A 20,641-nucleotide genomic window follows, 5' to 3' on the forward strand; every position below is an offset into this window, starting at 1 on the left:
CATCGGAAGGAGGCCTATCCATGTCAGAACTCGGCGCGCTGCTTCGCAAAGCGAGAGAAGAGCGGGGCTATACGCTTGATGATATACAGGAATTGACCAAAATTAGAAAACGTTACCTTGAAGCAATCGAATCCGGAGATTATCGTGTGCTGCCGGGTAATTTTTACGTGCGTGCATTTGTGAAAAATTACTCGGAGGCAGTAGGGTTGGATGCGGATGAAGTGCTTCGTTATTATCAGCATGAGGTTCCCTCAGTCGCGCAAGCCGAACAGTCCAATGAGCCCCTTCCTGCCAGAAAACCCCAGCGAATGAAATCGCCCGCTTCCGAGAAACTGGGGAAAGTCGGGTTTAATTTATTAATGTGGAGCTTTCTCATTTTAATCGTCGCTGTCGTGTGGTATTATGCTTTAAACAACAATACTGATTCTCCGCAAAAAGTAGGGAACGAGCCCTTCACCGACGAGACGGATTCGCCTCAGTCTGGGGGAGGGGTTACTGATAATGCGACTGCCGGAGAGGAGACGCCAACAGCGACTGCTGAACCGACGCCAGAGCCGTCAACTGCGCCGGCTACCGTTACATTGAGCGGCAATTCAGGCTCCGTTGATACATACGATATCGGTCCTGCAGGCATTGCTCGTAAAGTGGAGCTGAAGCTGGCCGGCCGTACATGGCTGGAAGTGTATGAAGGCAGCAACAAGAGCGGGAAGAGGCTCTATTATGCCAATGCGAGCAAGGACGATGTGCTCACTTACGAATTGACCGGGAACATCTACATTCGAACCGGCCGCGCCGATTATACCGAAATCACGGTTAATGGCGTGATTGTTCCCGATGGCGATAATGGAGGCACTAAGTCACTGTTGTTGCGTCCCCTGACAGAGGCAATCGGGGAAGAATAGGAATTTCAGAAGGGATTGGAACAAAGGGAAATGACAGAACGAGTAAAGGTAGTCACGTTAGGGTGCGAGAAAAACTTGGTCGACTCTGAGATCATGTCTGGTCTAATTCATGGACGAGGCTTCAAGCTTGTCGAAGAGCCGGAGGAAGCGACAGTCATTATCGTGAACACGTGCGGCTTCATCGACGCGGCCAAGGAAGAGTCCGTCAATACGATATTGAACATGGCTGACTTGAAGGAAACGGCACGGCTAAAAGCATTGATTGTGTCAGGTTGCCTAACACAACGGTACAAGCAGCAGCTGATGGAGGAGATGCCGGAAATCGACGGTATCGTCGGAACGGGAGACTTCCATCATATCAATGAAATCGTCGATGAAGCGCTTCGCGGCAAGAAACCGATAATGGTGGGCAATCCCGTATTCAACTACGAGGAAAGCATGCCGCGGGTCGTGACGACGCCTCGTTATACCGCTTACGTGAAAATAGCCGAAGGCTGCGATAACGCGTGCACCTTCTGCAGCATTCCGATCATGCGGGGCAAATTCCGCAGCAGATCGATGGAATCCATTGTGGAGGAAGCGCGACAGCTTGCATCGCAAGGGGTAAAGGAGATCAGTCTGATTGCTCAGGACTCCACGAATTACGGAACGGACTTGTACGATACGTTCATGCTTCCGCAGCTGCTGCAGCGCGTGAGCGAGGTGGAAGGGATCGAATGGGTGCGTCTTCATTACGCCTATCCCGGATTTTTCACCGACGAGCTGATCGAGACGATTGCATCCAATTCGAAAATATGCAAATACATAGATATACCGCTTCAGCACAGCGTGGATCGCATACTGAAGCGCATGCGCAGGCCAGGCAGGGAAAAGGATGCACGCGAGCTGATTGCCAAAATCCGCAGCGCCATTCCCGACGTAGCCATTCGGACAAGCCTCATTGTAGGATTTCCAGGCGAGACGGAGGAAGACTTCAATGCGTTGTGTGAATTCGTGAAGGAAATGAAATTCGACCGACTTGGCGTTTTCGCTTATTCAAGCGAAGAAGATACGCCGGCTGTCAGACTGCCGGATCATGTGCCTGATGACGTGAAGGAATGGCGCGTCAATACGTTAATGGAGCTTCAGCGCGTCGTCTCCAGAGACAACAGCAGCCGCTTCGTCGGCAAGGAATTAGATGTGCTTGTCGAGCGCTACGACGGCCGAAGCGATGTGTATATCGGACGTTCCATGTACGATGCGCCGGAAATTGACGGGGAAGTATACATTTCGAACTGCCGGACCGAGATCGGCTCCATTGGCAAAGTTCGGGTCACGCACGCCTACGAGTTTGACCTTTCCGGGGAGGGAATTGCGTGAATTTGCCGAATCGAATAACACTGGCCAGAATTTTTCTCGTTCCGGTCATTATGTTCTTCTTGCTTGTGCAATTTGACTTGGGTACACTGCGCATTTCCGACTTTGCGATCACTTACAATCAGATAGTAGCGGCCCTTATTTTTATCATTGCAGCCAGTACTGACGGGCTGGACGGATATATTGCGCGCAAGAACAAGCTGGTTACCAATCTGGGCAAGCTGCTTGATCCGCTGGCGGACAAGCTGTTGGTCGCGGCGGTATTGATCTCGCTTGTAGAGATGGATAAGCTGAATGCGCTGATTGCGATTGTAATTATCAGCCGCGAGTTCGCTGTGACGGGCCTGCGGCAGATCGCTTTGCTGGAAGGCTCCGTGATGGCAGCGAGCAAATGGGGAAAATGGAAGACGGCCATCCAAATTACGATGATAGTCGCATTGCTGCTGAACAACTTCCCGTTCGCGCTGATCCACTTCCCGTTCGACATTATTGCAAGCTGGGTCGCCGCGATTATAACGGTCTATTCGGGCATTGACTACTTCGTCAAGAACAAGCATCTCATACCTGTCGAGTAATCACCGGAAGCACTTCTGCTGATCTTAGCAATAGAAGTGCTTCTTGTCTGTCTGATTAGAATAAGCTTGTCATACGATTCGCAGTTTGGATGGAGGGGTAAGATGAAAGCGGAAATGATTGCAGTAGGTACGGAATTATTGTTGGGGCAAATTGTAAACACGAATGCCAGAGATATATCGCGCAAGCTGGCCGAGCTGGGCATTGACGTCTATTTCCAAACGGTAGTGGGCGACAACAAGGAGCGTCTTCGTCAGGCGATCGAGATCGCGCGAAGCAGAGCGGATCTGTTGTTGTTCACGGGCGGGCTCGGACCGACCCAAGACGATCTGACCAAAGATGTGCTGGGGGAGTACTTGAATCGCAAGCTTGTCGTTCATGAGCCTTCCATGGCGGTCATTGAAGAAATGTTCGCATCCCGCGGAATCGCGATGGTGGAGAGCAACCGCCGTCAAGCCTTGATGCTGGATGACAGCCATCCCCTTGAGAATACGGTGGGCTTGGCTGTCGGCAATGCGCTGGAGGCGGACGGCACCAAGTATGTGCTGCTGCCCGGTCCGCCAAGAGAGATGAAGGCGATGCTGGAAGGAGCGGCATCGGAATGGCTGACGGCGATGCTTGGGGAGTCGCGGCCGCTGTACTCCCGCTTACTGAAATTCGCCGGAATCGGCGAATCCAGTCTGGAGGAGCGGCTGATCGATCTCATCGAGAGACAGAGCGATCCCACTCTCGCACCTTATGCCAAGGAAGGCGAGGTGGCCATCCGCATATCCACGAAGGCTTCAGATCCTGTCGCAGCTGACGGAAAGCTTGATGAAGCTGTCGGCGAGATTCGCAGAAGACTGGGGGACCACCTGTATGCGGAAGAGGATGTGCCAATCGAGGAAGTTATCGTTCGCCTTCTCAGAGCCTCCAGACGGCGTCTGGCAAGCGCGGAGAGCTGCAGCGGCGGATTGTTCGCCGAGCTTGTTACAAGCGTTCCTGGAAGCAGTGGCGAGTTCGTAGGCGGCGTTGTAACCTATACGAACGAGATGAAGCACAAGCTGCTTGGCATCCCAATGGAGCAACTGGAGGGTGAAGGAGCGCCAGGGGCGGTTAGCGAGACTACGGCAGCGATGATGGCAGAGCGCGTGATGGACATAGCCGGCGCGGATTACGGTATCTCGCTGACGGGAGTCGCGGGTCCGGCACCGTCGGAAGGAAAGCCTGTGGGACTTGTCTACTTCGCCATCGCGGAGCGGGGGAAGGATACGATCGTTCACACGACCCATCTCAGTGGAGATCGCAGCTCTATCCGGCTGCGTGCCGTCAAGGCAGTGCTTTATCGGCTGTGGCAATCGCTTAAGGAGAGCAGCGATAACGCTGATGGCGAACGGTCCGGTTCATAGTATGAGGCGTGCGATGTACAAAAAAATGTCAAATTTTCGGGTTGCCTTGCGGGATGGATGGCGCTATACTTATAGGTAGTTATCGGAAGAACCGTGGCGAAGATTACTTTGCTGCGGTTTTTTTATTTTCTTTTCGGAGCTGGAAGGATGATAAAATTTACGAATGTTTGTTCGAAAAAACTATTGGCAACGGCTTCGAAAAGAGGTATCATACTAATATAAATCATGAAGGATGTGAATGGATTGAGTGATCGTCGCGCTGCGTTAGACAATGCTCTTCGTCAAATTGAGAAGCAATTCGGCAAAGGCTCTATTATGAAATTAGGTGAATCGGGACATATGCAAGTGGAAACCGTGCCTAGCGGCTCACTTGCTTTAGATATTGCCCTCGGCATAGGGGGATTTCCGCGGGGAAGAGTGATTGAGGTATACGGGCCGGAGTCTTCCGGTAAGACGACGGTTGCTCTTCACGCGATTGCAGAGGTACAGCGTGCAGGCGGACAAGCTGCCTTCATAGACGCGGAGCATGCGCTAGATCCGCTGTACGCCAGCAAGCTAGGCGTCAACATTGACGAACTGCTGCTCTCTCAGCCGGACACGGGCGAGCAGGCGCTTGAGATTGCGGAGGCGCTCGTTCGCAGCGGCGCTGTGGACATTGTCGTCGTGGACTCCGTCGCGGCGCTTGTGCCGAAGGCGGAGATCGAAGGGGATATGGGAGATTCCCATGTCGGCTTGCAGGCTCGGCTTATGTCCCAGGCGCTGCGGAAGCTGTCCGGCGCAATTGCCAAGTCCAAGACGATCGCCATCTTCATTAACCAGCTGCGCGAGAAGGTCGGCGTCATGTTCGGCAATCCGGAGACGACGCCTGGCGGACGCGCATTGAAATTCTATGCCAGCGTCAGGCTGGATGTTCGCAGAATCGAGACCTTGAAGCAAGGCAACGATATGGTGGGCAATCGTACGCGTATCAAAGTCGTGAAAAACAAGGTGGCTCCTCCATTCAAGCAAGCGGAGATTGACATTATGTACGGTGAAGGCATCTCCAAGGAAGGCAGCATCATCGACATCGGCGTGGAGATGGATCTCGTGCAGAAGAGCGGTGCCTGGTTCTCTTACGAAGGAGAACGGCTGGGACAAGGCCGGGAGAACGCGAAGCAATACTTGAAGGATCATCCCGAAGTTACTTCGCAGATTGAGACGAAGATTAGGGAAGCCAGCAATTTGGGCGTAATCGCTCCGGGAGCGAAGCTCTCTGAAGATGCTGACGAAGAAGAGGTACTCGGAGATTTGCTGTAATAGATCGCCGCTCCCGCTGCTTGGGGGCGGCTTTCATTTTATAGGAGATGGAGCTGGTGAGCATTGAGGGAAGGCGGAAGGCTGGAGGATTGGATCATTGTCAGTGTTCGCCAGCAGAAGAAGGACAAGAAGCGGTACGAAATTTATATTGGCGAAGAAGAACCGGTATTAACCGTTCATGAGGATATTCTTATCCGCTACCGCTTGATGAAAGGCGGAGTATTACAGGAAGCGTTAATAGCGGAGATCAAGCGGGAAGACGAACGATTCGAAGCTTATCGCAAGGCCCTCTCCTACTTGGGGGCTAAGCCGCGCACTAGAAAGCAGCTTCATCAGTATTTGGAACGCAAAGAGCTGGCAATCGAGCATATTGAGTTTGCATTGGACCGTTTGGAACGGGAAGGACTTGTCGATGATGTACAATATGCGCAGCAATTCGCTGAGACCAGAATGCGCAACAGTCTGAAGGGAAGGCTGATGATCCGACAGGAGCTGGGTGTGCGCGGAGTGTCCAAGTCAGCTGCATCGGAAGCGGTATCCGCGATCTCGGATGAAGAGGAATTAGCGGCGGCGAAGAAGCTGGCAGAGAAGAAAGCGAGAAGCTTGAAGGGCGATGAAGCGGAGCGGCGCCGCAAGCTGATGGGATTTTTGCTGCGCCGCGGGTTTCCGGGCCATGTTGTAAAAGAGGCGTTAAAGTCGGTCAAACTGGGAGATGATGAGGAATGGGAGGAGGACATTTAAGAAGAAATGCACTTGTTCTTCATCCTTCCGGGATAAGCCGGCAGCCGTTTTTGCTTGACAATTGATTTTATGAAAAGATAAAATGATGATGTATTCCTTCTATATTTGAATCGATTTTTCTTCCAAAAGTTGATTCAAATCGGATTATTTCGTCAAATGGCGTAAGATGAAACGGTATGGAACCGGTTAAAACCTAATATCATCCCAAGCAATGCCTTGGTGTATGCAGCAAGGAGGTGAACAAGATGGTCGACTTGTGGATCGTACTCTTGGTTTCAGTCCTTGTTGGCGCAATTTTCTTTGGGATTGGTTATTTTATTCGAAAGTCCATTGCCGAGGCGAAAATTTCAAGTGCCGAGCAAGCCGCAGTTCAAATTATAGAGAACGCGAAGAAGGAAGCGGAGGCACAGAAAAAAGAAACCGTACTTGAGGCGAAAGACGAAGTCCACAGACTACGTTCTGAAGCTGAAAAGGACATTCGTGAGCGACGCAACGAAGTGCAACGTCTTGAAAGACGTCTGCTTCAGAAAGAAGAGTCGCTGGATAAGAAATTAGATGCGCTAGAACGCAAAGAAGAAACTGTAGCCAGCAAGGAGAAAAGAATCGAAGAAACGCAAGAGCAGATTGATTCCATCTATAAGCAGCAGCTTAGCGAGCTGGAGCGGATTTCCAACTTGACAATGGAAGAAGCGAAGAACATCATTCTTACCAATGTTGAGCAGGAAGTTCGTCATGAAACTGCTCAGATGATCAAAGAAATTGAACAGAATGCGAAGGAAGAAGCGGACAAGAAGGCACGTGATATTATCTCGCTTGCCATTCAGCGCTGCGCCGCGGATCATGTGGCGGAGACGACCGTATCGGTGGTCACCTTGCCGAATGAAGAGATGAAGGGGCGCATTATTGGACGCGAGGGCCGGAATATTCGTGCACTGGAAACATTGACCGGTATCGATCTGATTATCGACGATACGCCGGAAGCGGTCATATTGTCCGGATTCGATCCTATTAGACGCGAAATTGCCCGTACGTCTCTGGAGAAGCTGGTCGCTGACGGCCGCATTCATCCCGCCCGAATTGAAGAGATGGTGGAGAAGTCGCGCAAGGAGATCGATGAACGTATCCGCGAGTATGGTGAACAAGCGACGTTCGAGGTCGGCGTGCACGGCTTGCATCCTGATCTGATCAAAATATTGGGCCGCTTGAAGTACCGGACAAGCTACGGTCAGAATGTGCTGAAGCATTCCATGGAGGTTGCCTATTTAACTGGTCTGATGGCTGCCGAGCTTGGCGAGGATGTAACGCTGGCCAAGCGTGCAGGCTTGATGCACGATATAGGCAAGGCGCTTGACCATGAGGTGGAAGGCTCTCATGTGGAGATCGGCGTTGAACTGGCGAAGAAGTACAAGGAGCATCCCGTTGTCATCAACAGTATCGCCTCACATCACGGCGATACGGAGGCTACTTCCGTTATCGCTATGCTGGTCGGCGCAGCAGACGCACTGTCAGCCGCAAGACCAGGCGCTCGCCGCGAGACGCTGGAAACTTATATTAAGCGTCTGGAGAAGCTTGAAGGTATTACGGAATCGTTCGAAGGTGTGGAGAAATCTTATGCCATTCAGGCCGGACGCGAGGTTCGCGTCATGGTTCAACCGGAGAAGATTGACGACACGGAAGCGTTCCGTCTTGCTCGCGACATTACGAAGAAGATCGAAAGTGAACTGGATTATCCGGGACATATTAAGGTCACCGTTATTCGCGAGACGCGTGCTGTCGAATATGCGAAGTAATTGCCGAGAGAAGTGGCTGGTAACAGCCACTTCTTTCGTATTAATAATGATGTAAGGAAGTGTAAGGAATGAAGGTGCTGTTTATTGGCGATATTGTCGGCAATGCGGGACGGGATGCGGTCAAGCGTGTGCTGCCGTCATTGCGTGAGAAGTACAATCCCCACATTATTATAGCCAACGGGGAGAATGCTGCGGCAGGCCGAGGCATTACACGAAAAATTGCCAACGAGTTTTTTGAATGGGGAATCCATGGCATAACGATGGGCAATCATACATGGGACAATAGAGACTTGTTCGAGTGGATTGACGATGAACCACGACTCGTCCGTCCGGCCAACTTCGCGCCGGAAGCTCCGGGACAAGGTATGGCAATGATAAAGGCCGGCGGCAAGCAGTTGGCGATCATCAATTTGCAGGGGAGAGCGTTCTTGCCGCCCAACGATTGTCCGTTCCGCAAGGCGGATGAGCTAGTGGAGCAAGCGCGGGAGAAGACGAAAGCGATACTCGTCGACTTCCATGCGGAAGCGACATCGGAGAAAATAGCGATGGGCTGGCATCTGGACGGCCGCGCTTCATTCGTCGTCGGTACGCATACGCATGTGCAGACGAATGACGATACGATCCTTCCAGGAGGCACAGCATATTTGACGGATTCCGGCATGGTTGGTTCCAAAGAAGGCGTGCTGGGCATGCAGCGCGATTCCGTTTTGTATAAATTTAAAACCGGATTGCCTGCACGCTTTGTTGTGGACGAGGGCAAGTGGCACTTGCATGGCGCTTTTGTGCAAATCGACGATGCGACCGGAAGGGCCGAACGCCTGGAGAAAATCCGCATGACGGAAGAAGATTGGTTGTTGCTGTAGCAAGAAAGAAGGAATTTTTCTACCTCTCTCGAATAGTATTTTAGAAGTGGAGTCCATCCAACATTCCAGGGGAGGTACTTTTCATGGATGTATTAAAGGTATCAGCAAAGTCCAATCCCAACTCCGTAGCAGGCGCATTGGCCGGAGTTCTTCGCGAACGCGGCGGCGCCGAATTGCAGGCAATCGGGGCAGGCGCCCTTAATCAGGCGATAAAAGCCGTTGCGATTGCGAGAGGATTTGTCGCTCCAAGCGGCGTGGATCTGATTTGCATACCGGCTTTCACCGATATCGTCATTGACGGTGAAGACAGAACGGCAATCAAGTTAATTGTCGAGCCGAGATAACAACATGAAGAGAGACCGGTTGCGAGAATGTACCATTTCGTTATTGGAACTCGAAGAGAATGAAAGCCTTCACCTGTTTACACTGTAGACAGGTTTTTTGCTATGCGCATAATGAGGAGGGGATGGAAATGCGGAGCATCGATTTTCATTGCGATGTATTGAGCAAGTTGTTGAATCATCCGGATAAGGAATTTCAAGGAGAGGGCAGTGTCGGGCTTGATGTAACTTACGAGCGCCTGAAGCAGTCGGATGCCTTGCTGCAGACGTTCGCAGTCTTTATCTCGCCAAAGCTTGGCGGACGTATAGAGCCGATATTGGAATCCATATCGTTGTTCCGAACGAAGGTGCTGGCTGTCGAAGGGTTACACGAGGTTCGGAGCGCGGCGGATCTGAAGCATTGTCAGGACACGGGGAAGATTGGCGCCTTGCTGTCGCTGGAAGGCGTTGACGGTCTTCAGGGTCATGTCTGGCTGCTGCCGTTGCTGTATGAGCTTGGAGTACGGGCGGCAGGCTTAACCTGGAACAATGCCAATTGGGCAGCCGACGGCATAATGGAGAGAAGAGGCGGCGGACTGACGGAAGCGGGAAGACAATTCGTACAGACGTGCAATGAGCTGAAAATTATCGTTGATGTCTCTCATCTGTCTGAACGCGCATTCTGGGATGTGCTCGCGGAATCCGATCGACCGGTCGTAGCTTCCCATTCCAATGCGCGCACCATATGCAATCATCCCCGCAACTTGACGGACTCGCAGATTCGAGCCGTCATCGAATCCGGCGGCATGATTGGCGTCACTTATGTACCATGGTTTACAGCGGAAGGTGACGGGGTGACGATCCAGCAGCTTCTGCTTCATATCGATCATATATGCGAGCTTGGAGGAGAGCGGCATATTATGCTGGGCTCGGACTTTGACGGCATCGACAGCTACATAAATGGACTGGCTCATCCGGGCGATCTCCCGGCACTGCGGGAAGCGCTGCTGAATACCTACTCTTCTGCCCAGACGGAAGGCTTCCTGTCAGGCAATGCCCTGCGATACTTGCTTCAACAATTGCCGCCAAAGTAGCAGGCTCGTCCCATCTCATAAGGGTATGGGAATGATCGCAACAAACTATGCTTTAAAACCTCGCAGACCCCTTGCAATCTGCGCTGTGGAGACATAAAATTGTTGTGACTATTCTCGCTTCTATTATATAATGGGTTGAAATGTCGATTTGTTGAGATTTCATGAAAAAAGAGGAGATGGGCACTTTGATTAGTCAATTGTCTTGGAAGATCGGCGGTCAGCAAGGCGAAGGCGTTGAGAGTACCGACCGGATTTTTTCCACGGCGTTAAACCGTCTAGGCTATTATTTATATGGATATCGTCATTTCTCGTCTCGGATCAAGGGCGGACATACTAACAATAAAATTCGTATTAGCACTGAACCGATCAGGGCCATCTCGGACGACCTCGATATTCTGGTGGCGTTCGATCAAGAGAGCATCGACCTGAATGTCGGCGAGCTTCGGGCGGGAGGAGTCATTGTAGCCGACGCAAAATTCAATCCCGTCGTGCCGGAAGGCATCGATGCCAGACTGTTCCCGGTACCCATTACGAAGTTGGCTGAGGAGCTCGGCACTTCATTAATGAAAAATATGGTCGCTTCCGGCGCTTCCTGGGCGCTGCTCGGCTTGCCGCTTGAAGTGTTCAACGGAGCGGTAGAAGAGGAGTTCGGCCGAAAGGGCAGAGCGATTGTAGATAAAAATATTGAAGCGGTGAAGCTTGGGGCCGACTATGTACTGGACCTGGCGGGCGGCCCGCTGGACGACTTTAAGCTGCAGGAGGCGGACGGCAAGCAGAAGCTGTTCATGATCGGCAACGAAGCGATCGGGCTTGGCGCTATTGCAGCAGGATGCAGGCTTATGTCGGCTTATCCGATCACGCCTGCTTCCGAGATTATGGAATATCTTATTAAGAAGCTGCCGAAGTTCGGCGGCACAGTGATACAGACGGAGGACGAAATCGCTGCGGCAACGATGGCGATCGGTGCCAATTACGCCGGCGTGCGTACGATGACGGCTTCAGCTGGCCCCGGCTTGTCCTTGATGATGGAGGCAATTGGGCTCGCGGGGATGACGGAGACGCCGCTTGTTATCGTGGATACGCAGCGCGGCGGCCCTTCGACAGGGTTGCCAACGAAGCAGGAGCAATCCGATCTGCTTGCCATGGTATACGGCACACACGGTGAAATTCCCAAGGTGGTCATCGCACCCGCTTCGATCGAGGATTGCTTCTACGATACAATCGAAGCGTTCAACTTGGCCGACCAATATCAAGTGCCGGTCATATTGATGACGGATCTCCAGCTGTCACTAGGCAAGCAGTCCTGTGAACCGCTGGATTACAATCGTATTCAGATCAATCGTGGCAAACTTGTGCAGGACGTACCGGAACTGGAGGACAAGGAGCTGTTCAAGCGCTATGCGATTACCGAAGACGGCGTGTCGCCGCGTGTATTGCCTGGCGAGAAGGGCGGCCTTCACCATGTGACAGGCGTCGAGCATGATGAGACGGGACGTCCGTCCGAGAATGCGGATAACCGTCGTCGGATGATGGATAAGCGGCTTGGCAAGCTGGATGGTCTCTATATTAGGGAAGGGCTGCGCACGGATGCGCCGCATGCCTCTCCCGACTTGCTTATCATCGGAATGGGCTCTACAGGTGGAACGATTGATGCCGCGAGAGAGCGACTGAACAATGACGGGGTAACAAACAATCATATAACAGTACGTCAAATTCATCCATTCCCGAGCGAACAATTGAAGCCATATGTTAATGCAGCGAAGCAAGTGGTCGTCATAGAGAACAATGCAACCGGTCAGCTCGCAGGTCAGATCAAGATGCACGTCGGTTACGGGGACAAAATCAAAAGCTTGTTGAAATACGACGGCAATCCGTTCTTGCCGCAGGAAGTATACCAAGCATGCAAGGAGCTGATCTAAAGATGGCTACTTTTAAGGAATTCCGGAACAATGTGAAGCCGAATTGGTGTCCGGGCTGCGGAGATTTCTCCATACAAGCCGCCATACAGCGTGCGGCTGCCAATGTCGGTCTGGAGCCGGAGGATGTAGCGGTCATCTCTGGCATCGGCTGCTCGGGTCGGATATCCGGGTATATTCATGCGTACGGCTTCCATGGCATTCACGGCAGGGCGCTGCCTATTGCACAAGGCGTGAAGCTTGCCAACCGCGAACTGACCGTAATCGCTTCCGGAGGCGACGGCGACGGATTCGCGATCGGCATGGGCCATACGGTGCATGCGATTCGGCGCAATCTCAACCTCACTTATATTGTCATGGACAATCAAATATACGGTCTGACGAAGGGACAGACATCGCCGCGCAGCGGTGAAGGTTTTAAGACCAAATCAACGCCGCAGGGCTCGATCGAGTCTACGCTGTCTCCGCTCGAAATTGCTATGTCGGCGGGAGCCACATTCGTGGCACAATCGTTCTCCAGCGACTTGAAAGGCTTGACTAGCTTGATTGAGCAGGGCATTCAGCATGATGGGTTCTCGCTAATCAATGTGTTCAGCCCGTGCGTGACGTTCAACAAAATCAATACGTACGATTGGTTCAAGGAGAACATTGTCAAGCTGGAAGACTTCCCGGAATACGACCCGGCCAACCGGATGCAAGCCATGAACAAAATTATGGAGACGGAAGGTATGCTGACAGGACTCATCTATCAGGATAAGTCGCGCAGATCGTACGAGAATCTTATTCCTGGGTTCAAGGAGCAGGCGCTTGCCAAGCAGAATGCGGCAATTACAGAGGAAGAGTTCAATCAGCTTGTCGCAGAATTCAAATAAATGATATGATAGGCATATGGCTCAGCATGAGGTCGTATGCCTTTTTGCTATATAAAAGGAACGATGAAGCCATCAGAACAGGAATTGGAGCGTGCAGCATCATGGAAAAAAAAGTGCCGGTAGGCGTATCAGCAAGACACATTCATCTGTCTGAGGAGCATGTCGCGTTATTGTTTGGCGAGGGCTATAAACTTACGGAGATGAAGCCGTTGTCTCAACCCGGCCAATACGCAGCAAATGAAACTGTAGCGGTTGTCGGTCCGAAGGGATCGTTCAATAAAGTGAGAATACTGGGTCCAACCCGCAAGGCGACACAGCTGGAGGTATCCCGTACAGATGCATTCGCGCTTGGCGTCAAGCCGCCAGTGCGAGAATCGGGCGATATCGCGGGATCTGCGGGCATAACGATACAAGGACCTGCGGGAGAAGTGGCCATTGAAGAAGGTGTCATCGTAGCTGCTCGTCATATTCACTTTCATACCGAAGATGCAGCGCGCATGGGCGTACAGGACAAGCAGAGGCTTAGAGTTCGCGTAGGCGGCGACCGAGGCGTCATATTCGAGAATGTGATCGCCCGCGTATCGGACCAGTACGCGCTGGATATGCATATCGATACGGATGAGGCGAACGCTGCCGGCGTCAATAACGGCGATCTGGCCGATATTGTTGACTAACAAGGTAGGGATCGGGGCTGCGGCAACTTGTCGCAGCCTTCTTGTATACATAAAGCGCAAGTTCCGGGGAGGCTAGCAAATTGCCTAATGAAGAGGCGGCTTTTTCGTAGGCATGCATGGATTACAAGTTGCCAAAATGGTATAATCAATAATGTCTGTTTACAAGTTGAGAATTTCGGCTATAAAAAGAGGGGCGTGAAACTGGTGAACAAGAAAACGGCTGCATTAGCGGGAACGGAATCTTCGAAGTCCGGCAAGGACTACTCCAAGTATTTCGACTTCTCCAGTGCGAAGGTCGTTCGTGAAGAGGAAGGAAAGACGACATACCGGATTAGCGGACGCGAGATTACGGTCAACTCCGCTCCTTCCTATAGAGAAGAGAAGAAGAGGGGCAAGGAAGAAGTACAGGTGCATTACGACTTCTCCATTCCTGAACAGCTTCGACGTTTCGGAGAAGGCCGCTATTACTTGATCTATACGTACGGATGCCAGATGAACGAGCATGATACCGAAGTGATGAAGGGCATGTTCGAGGAGATGGGCTATACGGCGACGGAAGATCGTCATCAGGCGGATGTCATTTTGTTGAATACCTGTGCGATTCGCGAAAATGCGGAAGACAAAGTGTTCGGCGAGTTGGGACATTTAAAGGGGCTTAAGACGGAGAAACCTGATCTGCTGTTGGGCGTATGCGGCTGCATGTCGCAGGAGGAATCCGTCGTTGGCCGCATTCTGCAGAAGCATGCTTTCGTAGACATCATATTCGGCACGCACAATATTCACCGGCTGCCTGCTCTGCTTCAGGAAGCTTACTTCGGCAAGGAAATGGTCGTCGAGGTATGGTCGAAGGAAGGCGACATCATCGAGAATATGCCGAAGAAGCGGGAAGGAATGCGCGCCTGGGTCAACATCATGTACGGCTGCGACAAGTTCTGCACGTATTGCATCGTGCCGTATACGCGCGGCAAGGAGCGCAGCAGGCGTCCCGAGGACGTTATTGCCGAAGTGCGCGAGCTTGCGCGGCAAGGCTATAAGGAGATTACGCTTCTGGGCCAGAACGTCAACGCTTACGGCAAGGATTTCGAAGATATCCAGTACCGGTTCGGAGATCTGATGAACGATATGTCCAAAATCAACATTCCACGTGTTCGGTTCATGACGAGCCATCCGCGTGACTTCGATGATCACTTGATCGAAGTGCTGTCTACCGGAGGCAATCTGGTGGAGCATATTCATCTGCCGGTGCAATCCGGCAACTCAGATATATTGAAGCGAATGAGTCGGAAATATTCCCGTGAGCTGTTCTTGGAGCTGGTAAGCAAAATTAAAGCGGCCATCCCCAATGCAGTGCTGACAACGGATATTATCGTCGGATTCCCGGGAGAGACTGAGGAGCAATTCCAGGATACGTTATCGCTCGTCGAGGAAGTCGGCTTCGACTCTGCCTACACCTTTATCTACTCGCCTCGAGAAGGCACGCCTGCCGCAGGGATGGAAGACAATGTTCCCGAGGAAGAGAAGAAGCAGCGTCTTCGCAGGCTGAACAGCCTGCTGGCTGCCATCGCGCGCGAGAAGAATGAAGAGATGTGCGGACAGATCGTGGAAGTGCTGATTGAAGGCGAGAGCAAGAACAATTCCGAGATGCTGTCCGGTCGTACCCGCAGCAACAAGCTGGTGCATCTGCCGGGACCGAAGGAATGGATTGGCCAGTTCATTCAGGCCCGGGTGACGGATGCGCAGACTTGGTATATTAAAGCAGAACCAACGCAATTAGCTCAAGATGAAGCCGTAAGCTAACGGCATATATAGGAGAGATGACAGATGGCAGAGCAACAGTTGAAGGCAGGACATGAAGATGGCGCAGTATGCAGTCATGGCGGCGGCAAGTCCGATATGCCCTCCATTCATTCCCGCGACGTGATCGTGAAGGAAGATATTATGGCGAAAGCCAAAGAACTGTCGGAAGCGATATTCCGCTCGGAGGAAGTGCAGCAGTATCGGCTTGCGGAAGCCCAGATTAACGGCAATACGCGCATACAGGGATTAATTGCGCAAATAAAGAAGAAGCAAAAAGAAGCTGTCGCCTTCGAAAAGACGTTCAAAAATCCGGACATGGTCAAAAAGATAGAGGGCGAGATGGAGGCGCTGCAGGATGAGTTGGACGGTATTCCGATCGTAACGCAATTCCAGCAAAGTCAGGCAGATATCAACTATTTGCTCCAATTGGTCGTATCCATCATCCGAGATACGGTATCGGAAAAAATCAATGTTGAAAATGCTGTCGCTCCCGATCCGGAAACTTGCAGCGATTAATCTCGCATGCGTGCAGCACAGAGAAGCCGCTTGCTCCTATCGGGGTTATCCCGATAAGGCAAGCGGCTTTTGTTTACCTTGGCCGCCTATCTTTGAAGGGACTTCGGTAGTGGATTTCTCAATTTGACGGTTTCGCGGAGGAGCGGATTTTCATGATCTGCGGTGTCAGAGATAATGCAATGATGACCGCGACAACCGATTTGATCGCATCTCCGGGCAGGAACGGATAGAAGCCTGCAGCAAGTCCTTTCGAGAGCGGAAAATCCAGCACATGCATCATCCAAGGCACTCCTGGAACGTAAGCGAGCAAGGAGCCGAACACCTCGAACAAGAGGAACAATGCGAGAAATGATAGCAGTTTGTTAGCGCGCAGCTTGTCATTGTTCAGCCATTTGCCGACACCGATGCTGATCAACATTGCACAGATTGGGAAAGCGGCGATAAAACCTCCAGTATACCCCAATAAATGCGAGATTCCGCCCTTGCCGCCAAAAACGTTAAGTCCCATAGCGCAAAGAATGATGACGACAAATATGCTGGCGAACGCGTCGCGGGGACGGAGAAATAAACCGGCCAATATGACTGCGAGTGTCTGCAGCGTAATCGGAATTTGGGTAAAGTTGAGTTTCATCTGCTGCATGCTGAACAAGATAAACAAGGCAGCGAATAATGCGGTGTAGACCAGTGAACGGATATTGGTGCTCTTCATTTCTGATTTCGTCTCCTTTATGTATTGCATAATAATTGTTAACCTATTAATATTAAAAATAAGTTAACAAAGTGGATTGTAGCATAGACTTGCGATTATGGGAAGAGTTGAGGAGAAAAAAATAGTGATGGATGCTGTGCGTTTGAAAAACTTAAGTTATGTCCCGGAAACCTACACGAATGAAGCGGGACCGCAATTGTTAAGGGATATTAACCTTGCGATCAGAACTGGAGAATGGGTAGCACTGCTCGGCTTGAACGGCAGCGGGAAGAGCACGCTTGCTGGAGCAATAGCAGGGCGATTGAAGAAGGGGATTACAGGAGAGAGGGAGCTAGGCTGGTTACAGGATGGATTCGTCCCCATTGTGATGCAGCAGCCCGATGCGGGCATCATCGGAGGCACTGCCTGGGAGGATGTCGTACTGCTACTGGAGCAATTCGGCGCTCCGCAGGAAGAGATCATCCCGCGGGCAGAGCGCGCTCTAATGCAGCTTGGCCTCGGCGCGGTTATGAAAGAGCCGGTACACACGTTGTCGGGAGGGCAGAAGCAGCTTGCCGCTATTGCCGGATGTCTCGCGGTGGATGCTTCCCTGCTTCTACTGGATGAGGTGACTTCCATGCTGGATACGGAAGCTTCCGACTACGTACTGCGGCGTGTGAGAGAACTGCATGAAGCGGGCACAACTGTGATATGGGTGACGCAGAAGACGGAGGAGCTGCTCTCCGACGATCGTGTAATCGTATTGGCAGATGGCGTCATTCGCTATGACGGGATGGCCGGAATGCTGTTCCGCGAATCGGGCTCAAGCGGTTATGAGTGGTTGGTGAATCAGCTGGGCTTGACTGCGCCGTTCGCGGCCCAAGCGGCATGGGAGCTTCAGAAGCGGGGAATCGAGCTGGAGCCGTTCCCGTTCACCCCTCAGCAGCTGTTGAAGGCGGTGAAGCGATATGGGTGATTGGTCACTGCGACAAGTATCGGTAGCGGGAGGAGATGATCGGGATGTCATTCTTAGTCGCATCGATCTAACGATAAAGGCTGGGGACATCACGCTCATTACCGGACAAAACGGTGCCGGGAAATCGACGCTTCTAGAGGCGCTAGCCGGGCTTCGCCCATTGGCAGACGGTTCAATTGCACTTAACGGCAAGATGTTGTGGCAGGAAGGAAAGTGGAGGAAGCGGCTGGAACGCGATGTAATTATGTCTCTGGGTATCGCGCTCCAGCATTCCGAAGCGCAATGGTTCGCTTCTACCGTTAAGGAAGAGTTGTTTTACTCACTTCGTCCCTACAAGCTGCAACGGATGGAAGAAGAGCAGCGGATTGCAGACGCAATGCTGCAGCTGGGGCTGTCAATGGAACTGATGTCGCGCGATCCGTGGTCGCTTAGCGGCGGACAGCAGCGAAGGCTGTCATTGGCCTGCCTGCTGGCGTGCAGGACGGAATGGCTGCTTCTTGATGAGCCGACGGCGGGACTTGATGCTGATGGTATTGACCGTCTGTGCGGCTTACTGGCGGCACACAGAGAGGCGGGGAAAAGCGCGGTCGTCGTGACGCACGATCTGGAAGCACTGCTGCCGCTTGCGGATTCCGTCGTTATAGTCGCTGACGGAAAGGTTCGTCAAGCGGCTCCTGCCGACATCGCCGGGAATTTGGCATCGGCGTGGATTCCGCAAGCATGGCGAACAGAAGCGCTGCTTCGCGAGGCGGAATTATTGCCGCCGTCAAGGGACTTGTCTTGGAGCGGCAGTTCCGCTGTACAGTCCTTATCGTCAGCAGAGTTGGCGGAGTCGCTCGCGCCGATGCTGATGGAACGTAAGACGGGTTTTGAAACGGGAGCCGATGGCAGAGATGCGGGAGCCAGCACAGTAGAGGCGGATACGGTCCTGGAGAAGGGGAGCGTCAGTTATGCGGTCAAGCAGAATAATGGTACGATGCGGAGTACTGAAGATGTGCGGAGTACTGAAGAGGCCTCGGATCGCAAGCCGATGTGGCTGCGGCCCGATACGTTTGACCCTCGCGCACTGCTTATCGCCAACATGATGTTGGTTGCTGGAGTGTTGATGGCCAATGAATTGCCGAATTTATTTTTTGCTGCTGGAGTCGTTATATTGTCCGTAATGCCCCTTTGGCGGCTTATTGCTTCTTGGAACGGCATCATTCGAGGTTTTTTTGTGTTCATTGTCACGCTCACTTTTATTGCCGGCTTATCGCTGCAGCCTCTTGGGTTCAGCTGGAAGGATGCAGAGCCAGCCTTCATTCGTCTTGGCGGCATGCTCCTTATGATGGTGCTCGGCATGCCATTATTGAAGCTAATGACGCCTCTCCGTCTGCAGCGCGCCATTGAGCAGACTTTCGGTTGGCTGAGCAGATTCCGTGTTCCCGTACATACATTTGCTCTGCTCGTAACGTTGATCTTCCGCTTTATCCCGCTATTAATCGGGGAATGGGGCAGGTTCGCCAAGCTGGCACATGCCAGAGGGAAGGCGACAACGACAGTCGGCTCGATTCCGCTGCGGATGCTAAGGTCGGTCATGCTGCCGTTTCTGCGATCGATTCTGCGTCTCGCAGAGGAAATGGCTGACGCTATGGAAGCTCGCGGGTATGGACATGTGAAGACCGCTCCTGCATACGGCTTCCGTCTTGTGCCGGGTTGTTGGGACGCGCTTATTGTTGCGATCGCATTGCTCGGATTGTCGGTCATGTACATTACGAGCCAATTGTTATAGCGCCGTTGACATGAGAAGCCTATGATCACGTATGCGGCATACACTGGAGTGCGGAAAAGGCGGATATGAGCGGAGATAGCGTATGCGGCATACGCTGGAGTGCGGAAAAGGTGGATATGAGCGGAGATAGCGTATGCGGCATACGCTGGAGTGCGGAAAAGGTGGATATGAGGCGAGATAGCGTATGCGGCATACACTGGAGTGCGGAAAAGGCGGATATGAGCGGAGATAGCGTATGCGGCATACACTGGAGTGCGGAAAAGGTGGATATGAGGCGAGATAGCGTATGCGGCATACACTGGAGTGCGGAAAAGGCGGATATGAGGCGAGATAGCGTATACGGCATACACTGGAGTGCATAAAAGGTAGATATGAGGCGAGATAGCGTATGCGGCATACACTGGTGCGTGGAAAAGGTAGATATGAGGCGAGATAGTATACGGCATACACTGGTGCGGGAGGGCAAGCACAATGGCTTGCCCTCTTCGTCACGCCTGACCGCCGGAAGCCAATCGCTCATCCATTAACCGCAGCCAATCGCCTTCGGGATCGGCCAGCATACTCTGCCAGCCGACAGAGCGGGCAATCTCCAGATTGCCTGGCTTGTCGTCGACGAACAATATTGGCGATGCGGATGGCAGCAGCGTCGCCATATGATGGAAGATGGCTGCGTCCGGCTTCTTCATCGCTACTTGACTGGAGATGACGGTATGTCCGATAAATGGGCGAATCCGATTCAGCATCGGTTGAAGCCATATCTCGATATGATTGCTGAGAATATGAATATCCGCCGACCGGCTCCATGCTTCCAGCTTGCCCATGGCCGGCAGCGGCTGCAAGCACCTATAGAGGAAGGATTCGCAAAGCTCCTTGTCGAGCGACGGCGATTGCGCCTCAAGCCACTCCCAGAACTGCTGTTCCGTTATTTCTCCGATCCACAGCTTCTCGCTAACTTCCCTTCTGTACAGCTTGTATATCTCATTACGATCAGAGGGAATACCCGCAGCCTGCGATACTAACTCCCAAAATACGGGTGACAGGTTGCTGGCAAGCACGCCTCCGACATCCAAAACGAGCTGCAAACGGGGATGGGTGGCCGTTATCACTT

Annotated in this window: 20 protein-coding genes; 18 read left to right on the plus strand and 2 right to left on the minus strand. The window is 52.3% G+C overall.

Translation table 11 applies throughout. From position 1 onward, the window contains the following. Positions 1 to 20 precede the first annotated feature (20 nt). From M6D81_RS00500 to M6D81_RS00570, 15 genes are all read left to right on the plus strand, one after another. Positions 21 to 902, plus strand: coding sequence for a helix-turn-helix domain-containing protein (locus M6D81_RS00500; protein WP_262674793.1), 882 nt, complete (start codon positions 21 to 23; stop codon positions 900 to 902). Between the two features lie 30 nt (positions 903 to 932). Further along, on the plus strand, positions 933 to 2,261 hold the full coding sequence (gene rimO / locus M6D81_RS00505) for a 30S ribosomal protein S12 methylthiotransferase RimO (protein WP_262674794.1): 1,329 nt from the start codon (positions 933 to 935) through the stop codon (positions 2,259 to 2,261). Further along, on the plus strand, positions 2,258 to 2,833 hold the full coding sequence (pgsA, locus tag M6D81_RS00510; protein ID WP_262674795.1) for a CDP-diacylglycerol--glycerol-3-phosphate 3-phosphatidyltransferase: 576 nt from the start codon (positions 2,258 to 2,260) through the stop codon (positions 2,831 to 2,833). The genes rimO and pgsA overlap by 4 nt, the downstream gene beginning before the upstream one ends. Positions 2,834 to 2,935: 102 nt before the next feature. Next, on the plus strand, positions 2,936 to 4,219 hold the full coding sequence (locus M6D81_RS00515) for a competence/damage-inducible protein A (protein ID WP_262674797.1): 1,284 nt from the start codon (positions 2,936 to 2,938) through the stop codon (positions 4,217 to 4,219). Positions 4,220 to 4,462: 243 nt separating this feature from the next. Further along, positions 4,463 to 5,515 carry a recombinase RecA gene (gene recA, locus M6D81_RS00520; protein WP_317259082.1) on the plus strand — a complete coding sequence of 351 codons (1,053 nt, stop codon included), beginning with the start codon at positions 4,463 to 4,465 and terminating at the stop codon, positions 5,513 to 5,515. Positions 5,516 to 5,578: 63 nt separating this feature from the next. Then, positions 5,579 to 6,256, plus strand: coding sequence for a RecX family transcriptional regulator (locus tag M6D81_RS00525; RefSeq protein WP_262674801.1), 678 nt, complete (start codon positions 5,579 to 5,581; stop codon positions 6,254 to 6,256). Between the two features lie 245 nt (positions 6,257 to 6,501). Next, the gene (rny, locus tag M6D81_RS00530) at positions 6,502 to 8,046 is read left to right on the plus strand and encodes a ribonuclease Y (RefSeq protein WP_262674803.1); all 1,545 of its coding nucleotides are present in this window, start codon (positions 6,502 to 6,504) and stop codon (positions 8,044 to 8,046) included. A gap of 68 nt (positions 8,047 to 8,114) precedes the next feature. Beyond that, the gene (locus tag M6D81_RS00535; protein ID WP_262674805.1) at positions 8,115 to 8,909 is read left to right on the plus strand and encodes a TIGR00282 family metallophosphoesterase; all 795 of its coding nucleotides are present in this window, start codon (positions 8,115 to 8,117) and stop codon (positions 8,907 to 8,909) included. 83 nt (positions 8,910 to 8,992) lie between these two features. After that, complete coding sequence (locus M6D81_RS00540) at positions 8,993 to 9,253, plus strand: stage V sporulation protein S (protein ID WP_006036664.1); 261 nt, start codon at positions 8,993 to 8,995, stop codon at positions 9,251 to 9,253. A gap of 128 nt (positions 9,254 to 9,381) precedes the next feature. Next, entirely contained in the window at positions 9,382 to 10,323 is a 942-nt protein-coding gene (locus tag M6D81_RS00545; RefSeq protein WP_262674811.1) for a dipeptidase, read from the plus strand. A 185-nt stretch (positions 10,324 to 10,508) separates the two neighbouring features. After that, positions 10,509 to 12,242, plus strand: coding sequence for a 2-oxoacid:acceptor oxidoreductase subunit alpha (locus M6D81_RS00550; RefSeq protein ID WP_262674812.1), 1,734 nt, complete (start codon positions 10,509 to 10,511; stop codon positions 12,240 to 12,242). Between the two features lie 2 nt (positions 12,243 to 12,244). Then, on the plus strand, positions 12,245 to 13,111 hold the full coding sequence (locus M6D81_RS00555) for a 2-oxoacid:ferredoxin oxidoreductase subunit beta (protein WP_262674813.1): 867 nt from the start codon (positions 12,245 to 12,247) through the stop codon (positions 13,109 to 13,111). A 101-nt stretch (positions 13,112 to 13,212) separates the two neighbouring features. After that, a complete protein-coding gene (pduL, locus tag M6D81_RS00560) occupies positions 13,213 to 13,785 on the plus strand; it encodes a phosphate propanoyltransferase (RefSeq protein WP_262674814.1) in 573 nt (190 codons plus the stop codon). Between the two features lie 195 nt (positions 13,786 to 13,980). Beyond that, positions 13,981 to 15,582, plus strand: coding sequence for a tRNA (N6-isopentenyl adenosine(37)-C2)-methylthiotransferase MiaB (miaB, locus tag M6D81_RS00565; RefSeq protein ID WP_410795671.1), 1,602 nt, complete (start codon positions 13,981 to 13,983; stop codon positions 15,580 to 15,582). 24 nt (positions 15,583 to 15,606) lie between these two features. Further along, positions 15,607 to 16,098 carry a YlbF/YmcA family competence regulator gene (locus M6D81_RS00570; protein ID WP_262674817.1) on the plus strand — a complete coding sequence of 164 codons (492 nt, stop codon included), beginning with the start codon at positions 15,607 to 15,609 and terminating at the stop codon, positions 16,096 to 16,098. 118 nt (positions 16,099 to 16,216) lie between these two features. Here the strand turns inward: M6D81_RS00570 and M6D81_RS00575 are convergent, their stop codons facing one another. After that, the gene (locus M6D81_RS00575) at positions 16,217 to 16,807 is read right to left on the minus strand and encodes a biotin transporter BioY (protein ID WP_262674818.1); all 591 of its coding nucleotides are present in this window, start codon (positions 16,805 to 16,807) and stop codon (positions 16,217 to 16,219) included. A 127-nt stretch (positions 16,808 to 16,934) separates the two neighbouring features. Between M6D81_RS00575 and M6D81_RS00580 the strand changes: the two genes are divergently transcribed. The 3 genes from M6D81_RS00580 to M6D81_RS00590 all read left to right on the plus strand — a co-directional run bounded on the left by M6D81_RS00580 (position 16,935) and on the right by M6D81_RS00590 (position 19,895). Beyond that, positions 16,935 to 17,762 (plus strand): ATP-binding cassette domain-containing protein, encoded by an 828-nt coding sequence (locus M6D81_RS00580; protein WP_262675078.1) that lies wholly within the window; start codon positions 16,935 to 16,937, stop codon positions 17,760 to 17,762. Beyond that, positions 17,755 to 19,533 (plus strand): ATP-binding cassette domain-containing protein, encoded by a 1,779-nt coding sequence (locus M6D81_RS00585; RefSeq protein ID WP_262674820.1) that lies wholly within the window; start codon positions 17,755 to 17,757, stop codon positions 19,531 to 19,533. Before M6D81_RS00580 ends, M6D81_RS00585 begins: the two co-directional genes overlap by 8 nt. Positions 19,534 to 19,598: 65 nt before the next feature. Then, on the plus strand, positions 19,599 to 19,895 hold the full coding sequence (locus M6D81_RS00590; protein WP_262674821.1) for a hypothetical protein: 297 nt from the start codon (positions 19,599 to 19,601) through the stop codon (positions 19,893 to 19,895). A gap of 126 nt (positions 19,896 to 20,021) precedes the next feature. Here the strand turns inward: M6D81_RS00590 and M6D81_RS00595 are convergent, their stop codons facing one another. Continuing rightward, positions 20,022 to 20,639, minus strand: coding sequence for an HAD-IA family hydrolase (locus tag M6D81_RS00595; protein ID WP_262675079.1), 618 nt, complete (start codon positions 20,637 to 20,639; stop codon positions 20,022 to 20,024). Positions 20,640 to 20,641: the final 2 nt, after the last annotated feature.

This window comes from Paenibacillus sp. J5C2022, from assembly GCF_025567625.1.
GTDB lineage: Bacteria > Bacillota > Bacilli > Paenibacillales > Paenibacillaceae > Pristimantibacillus.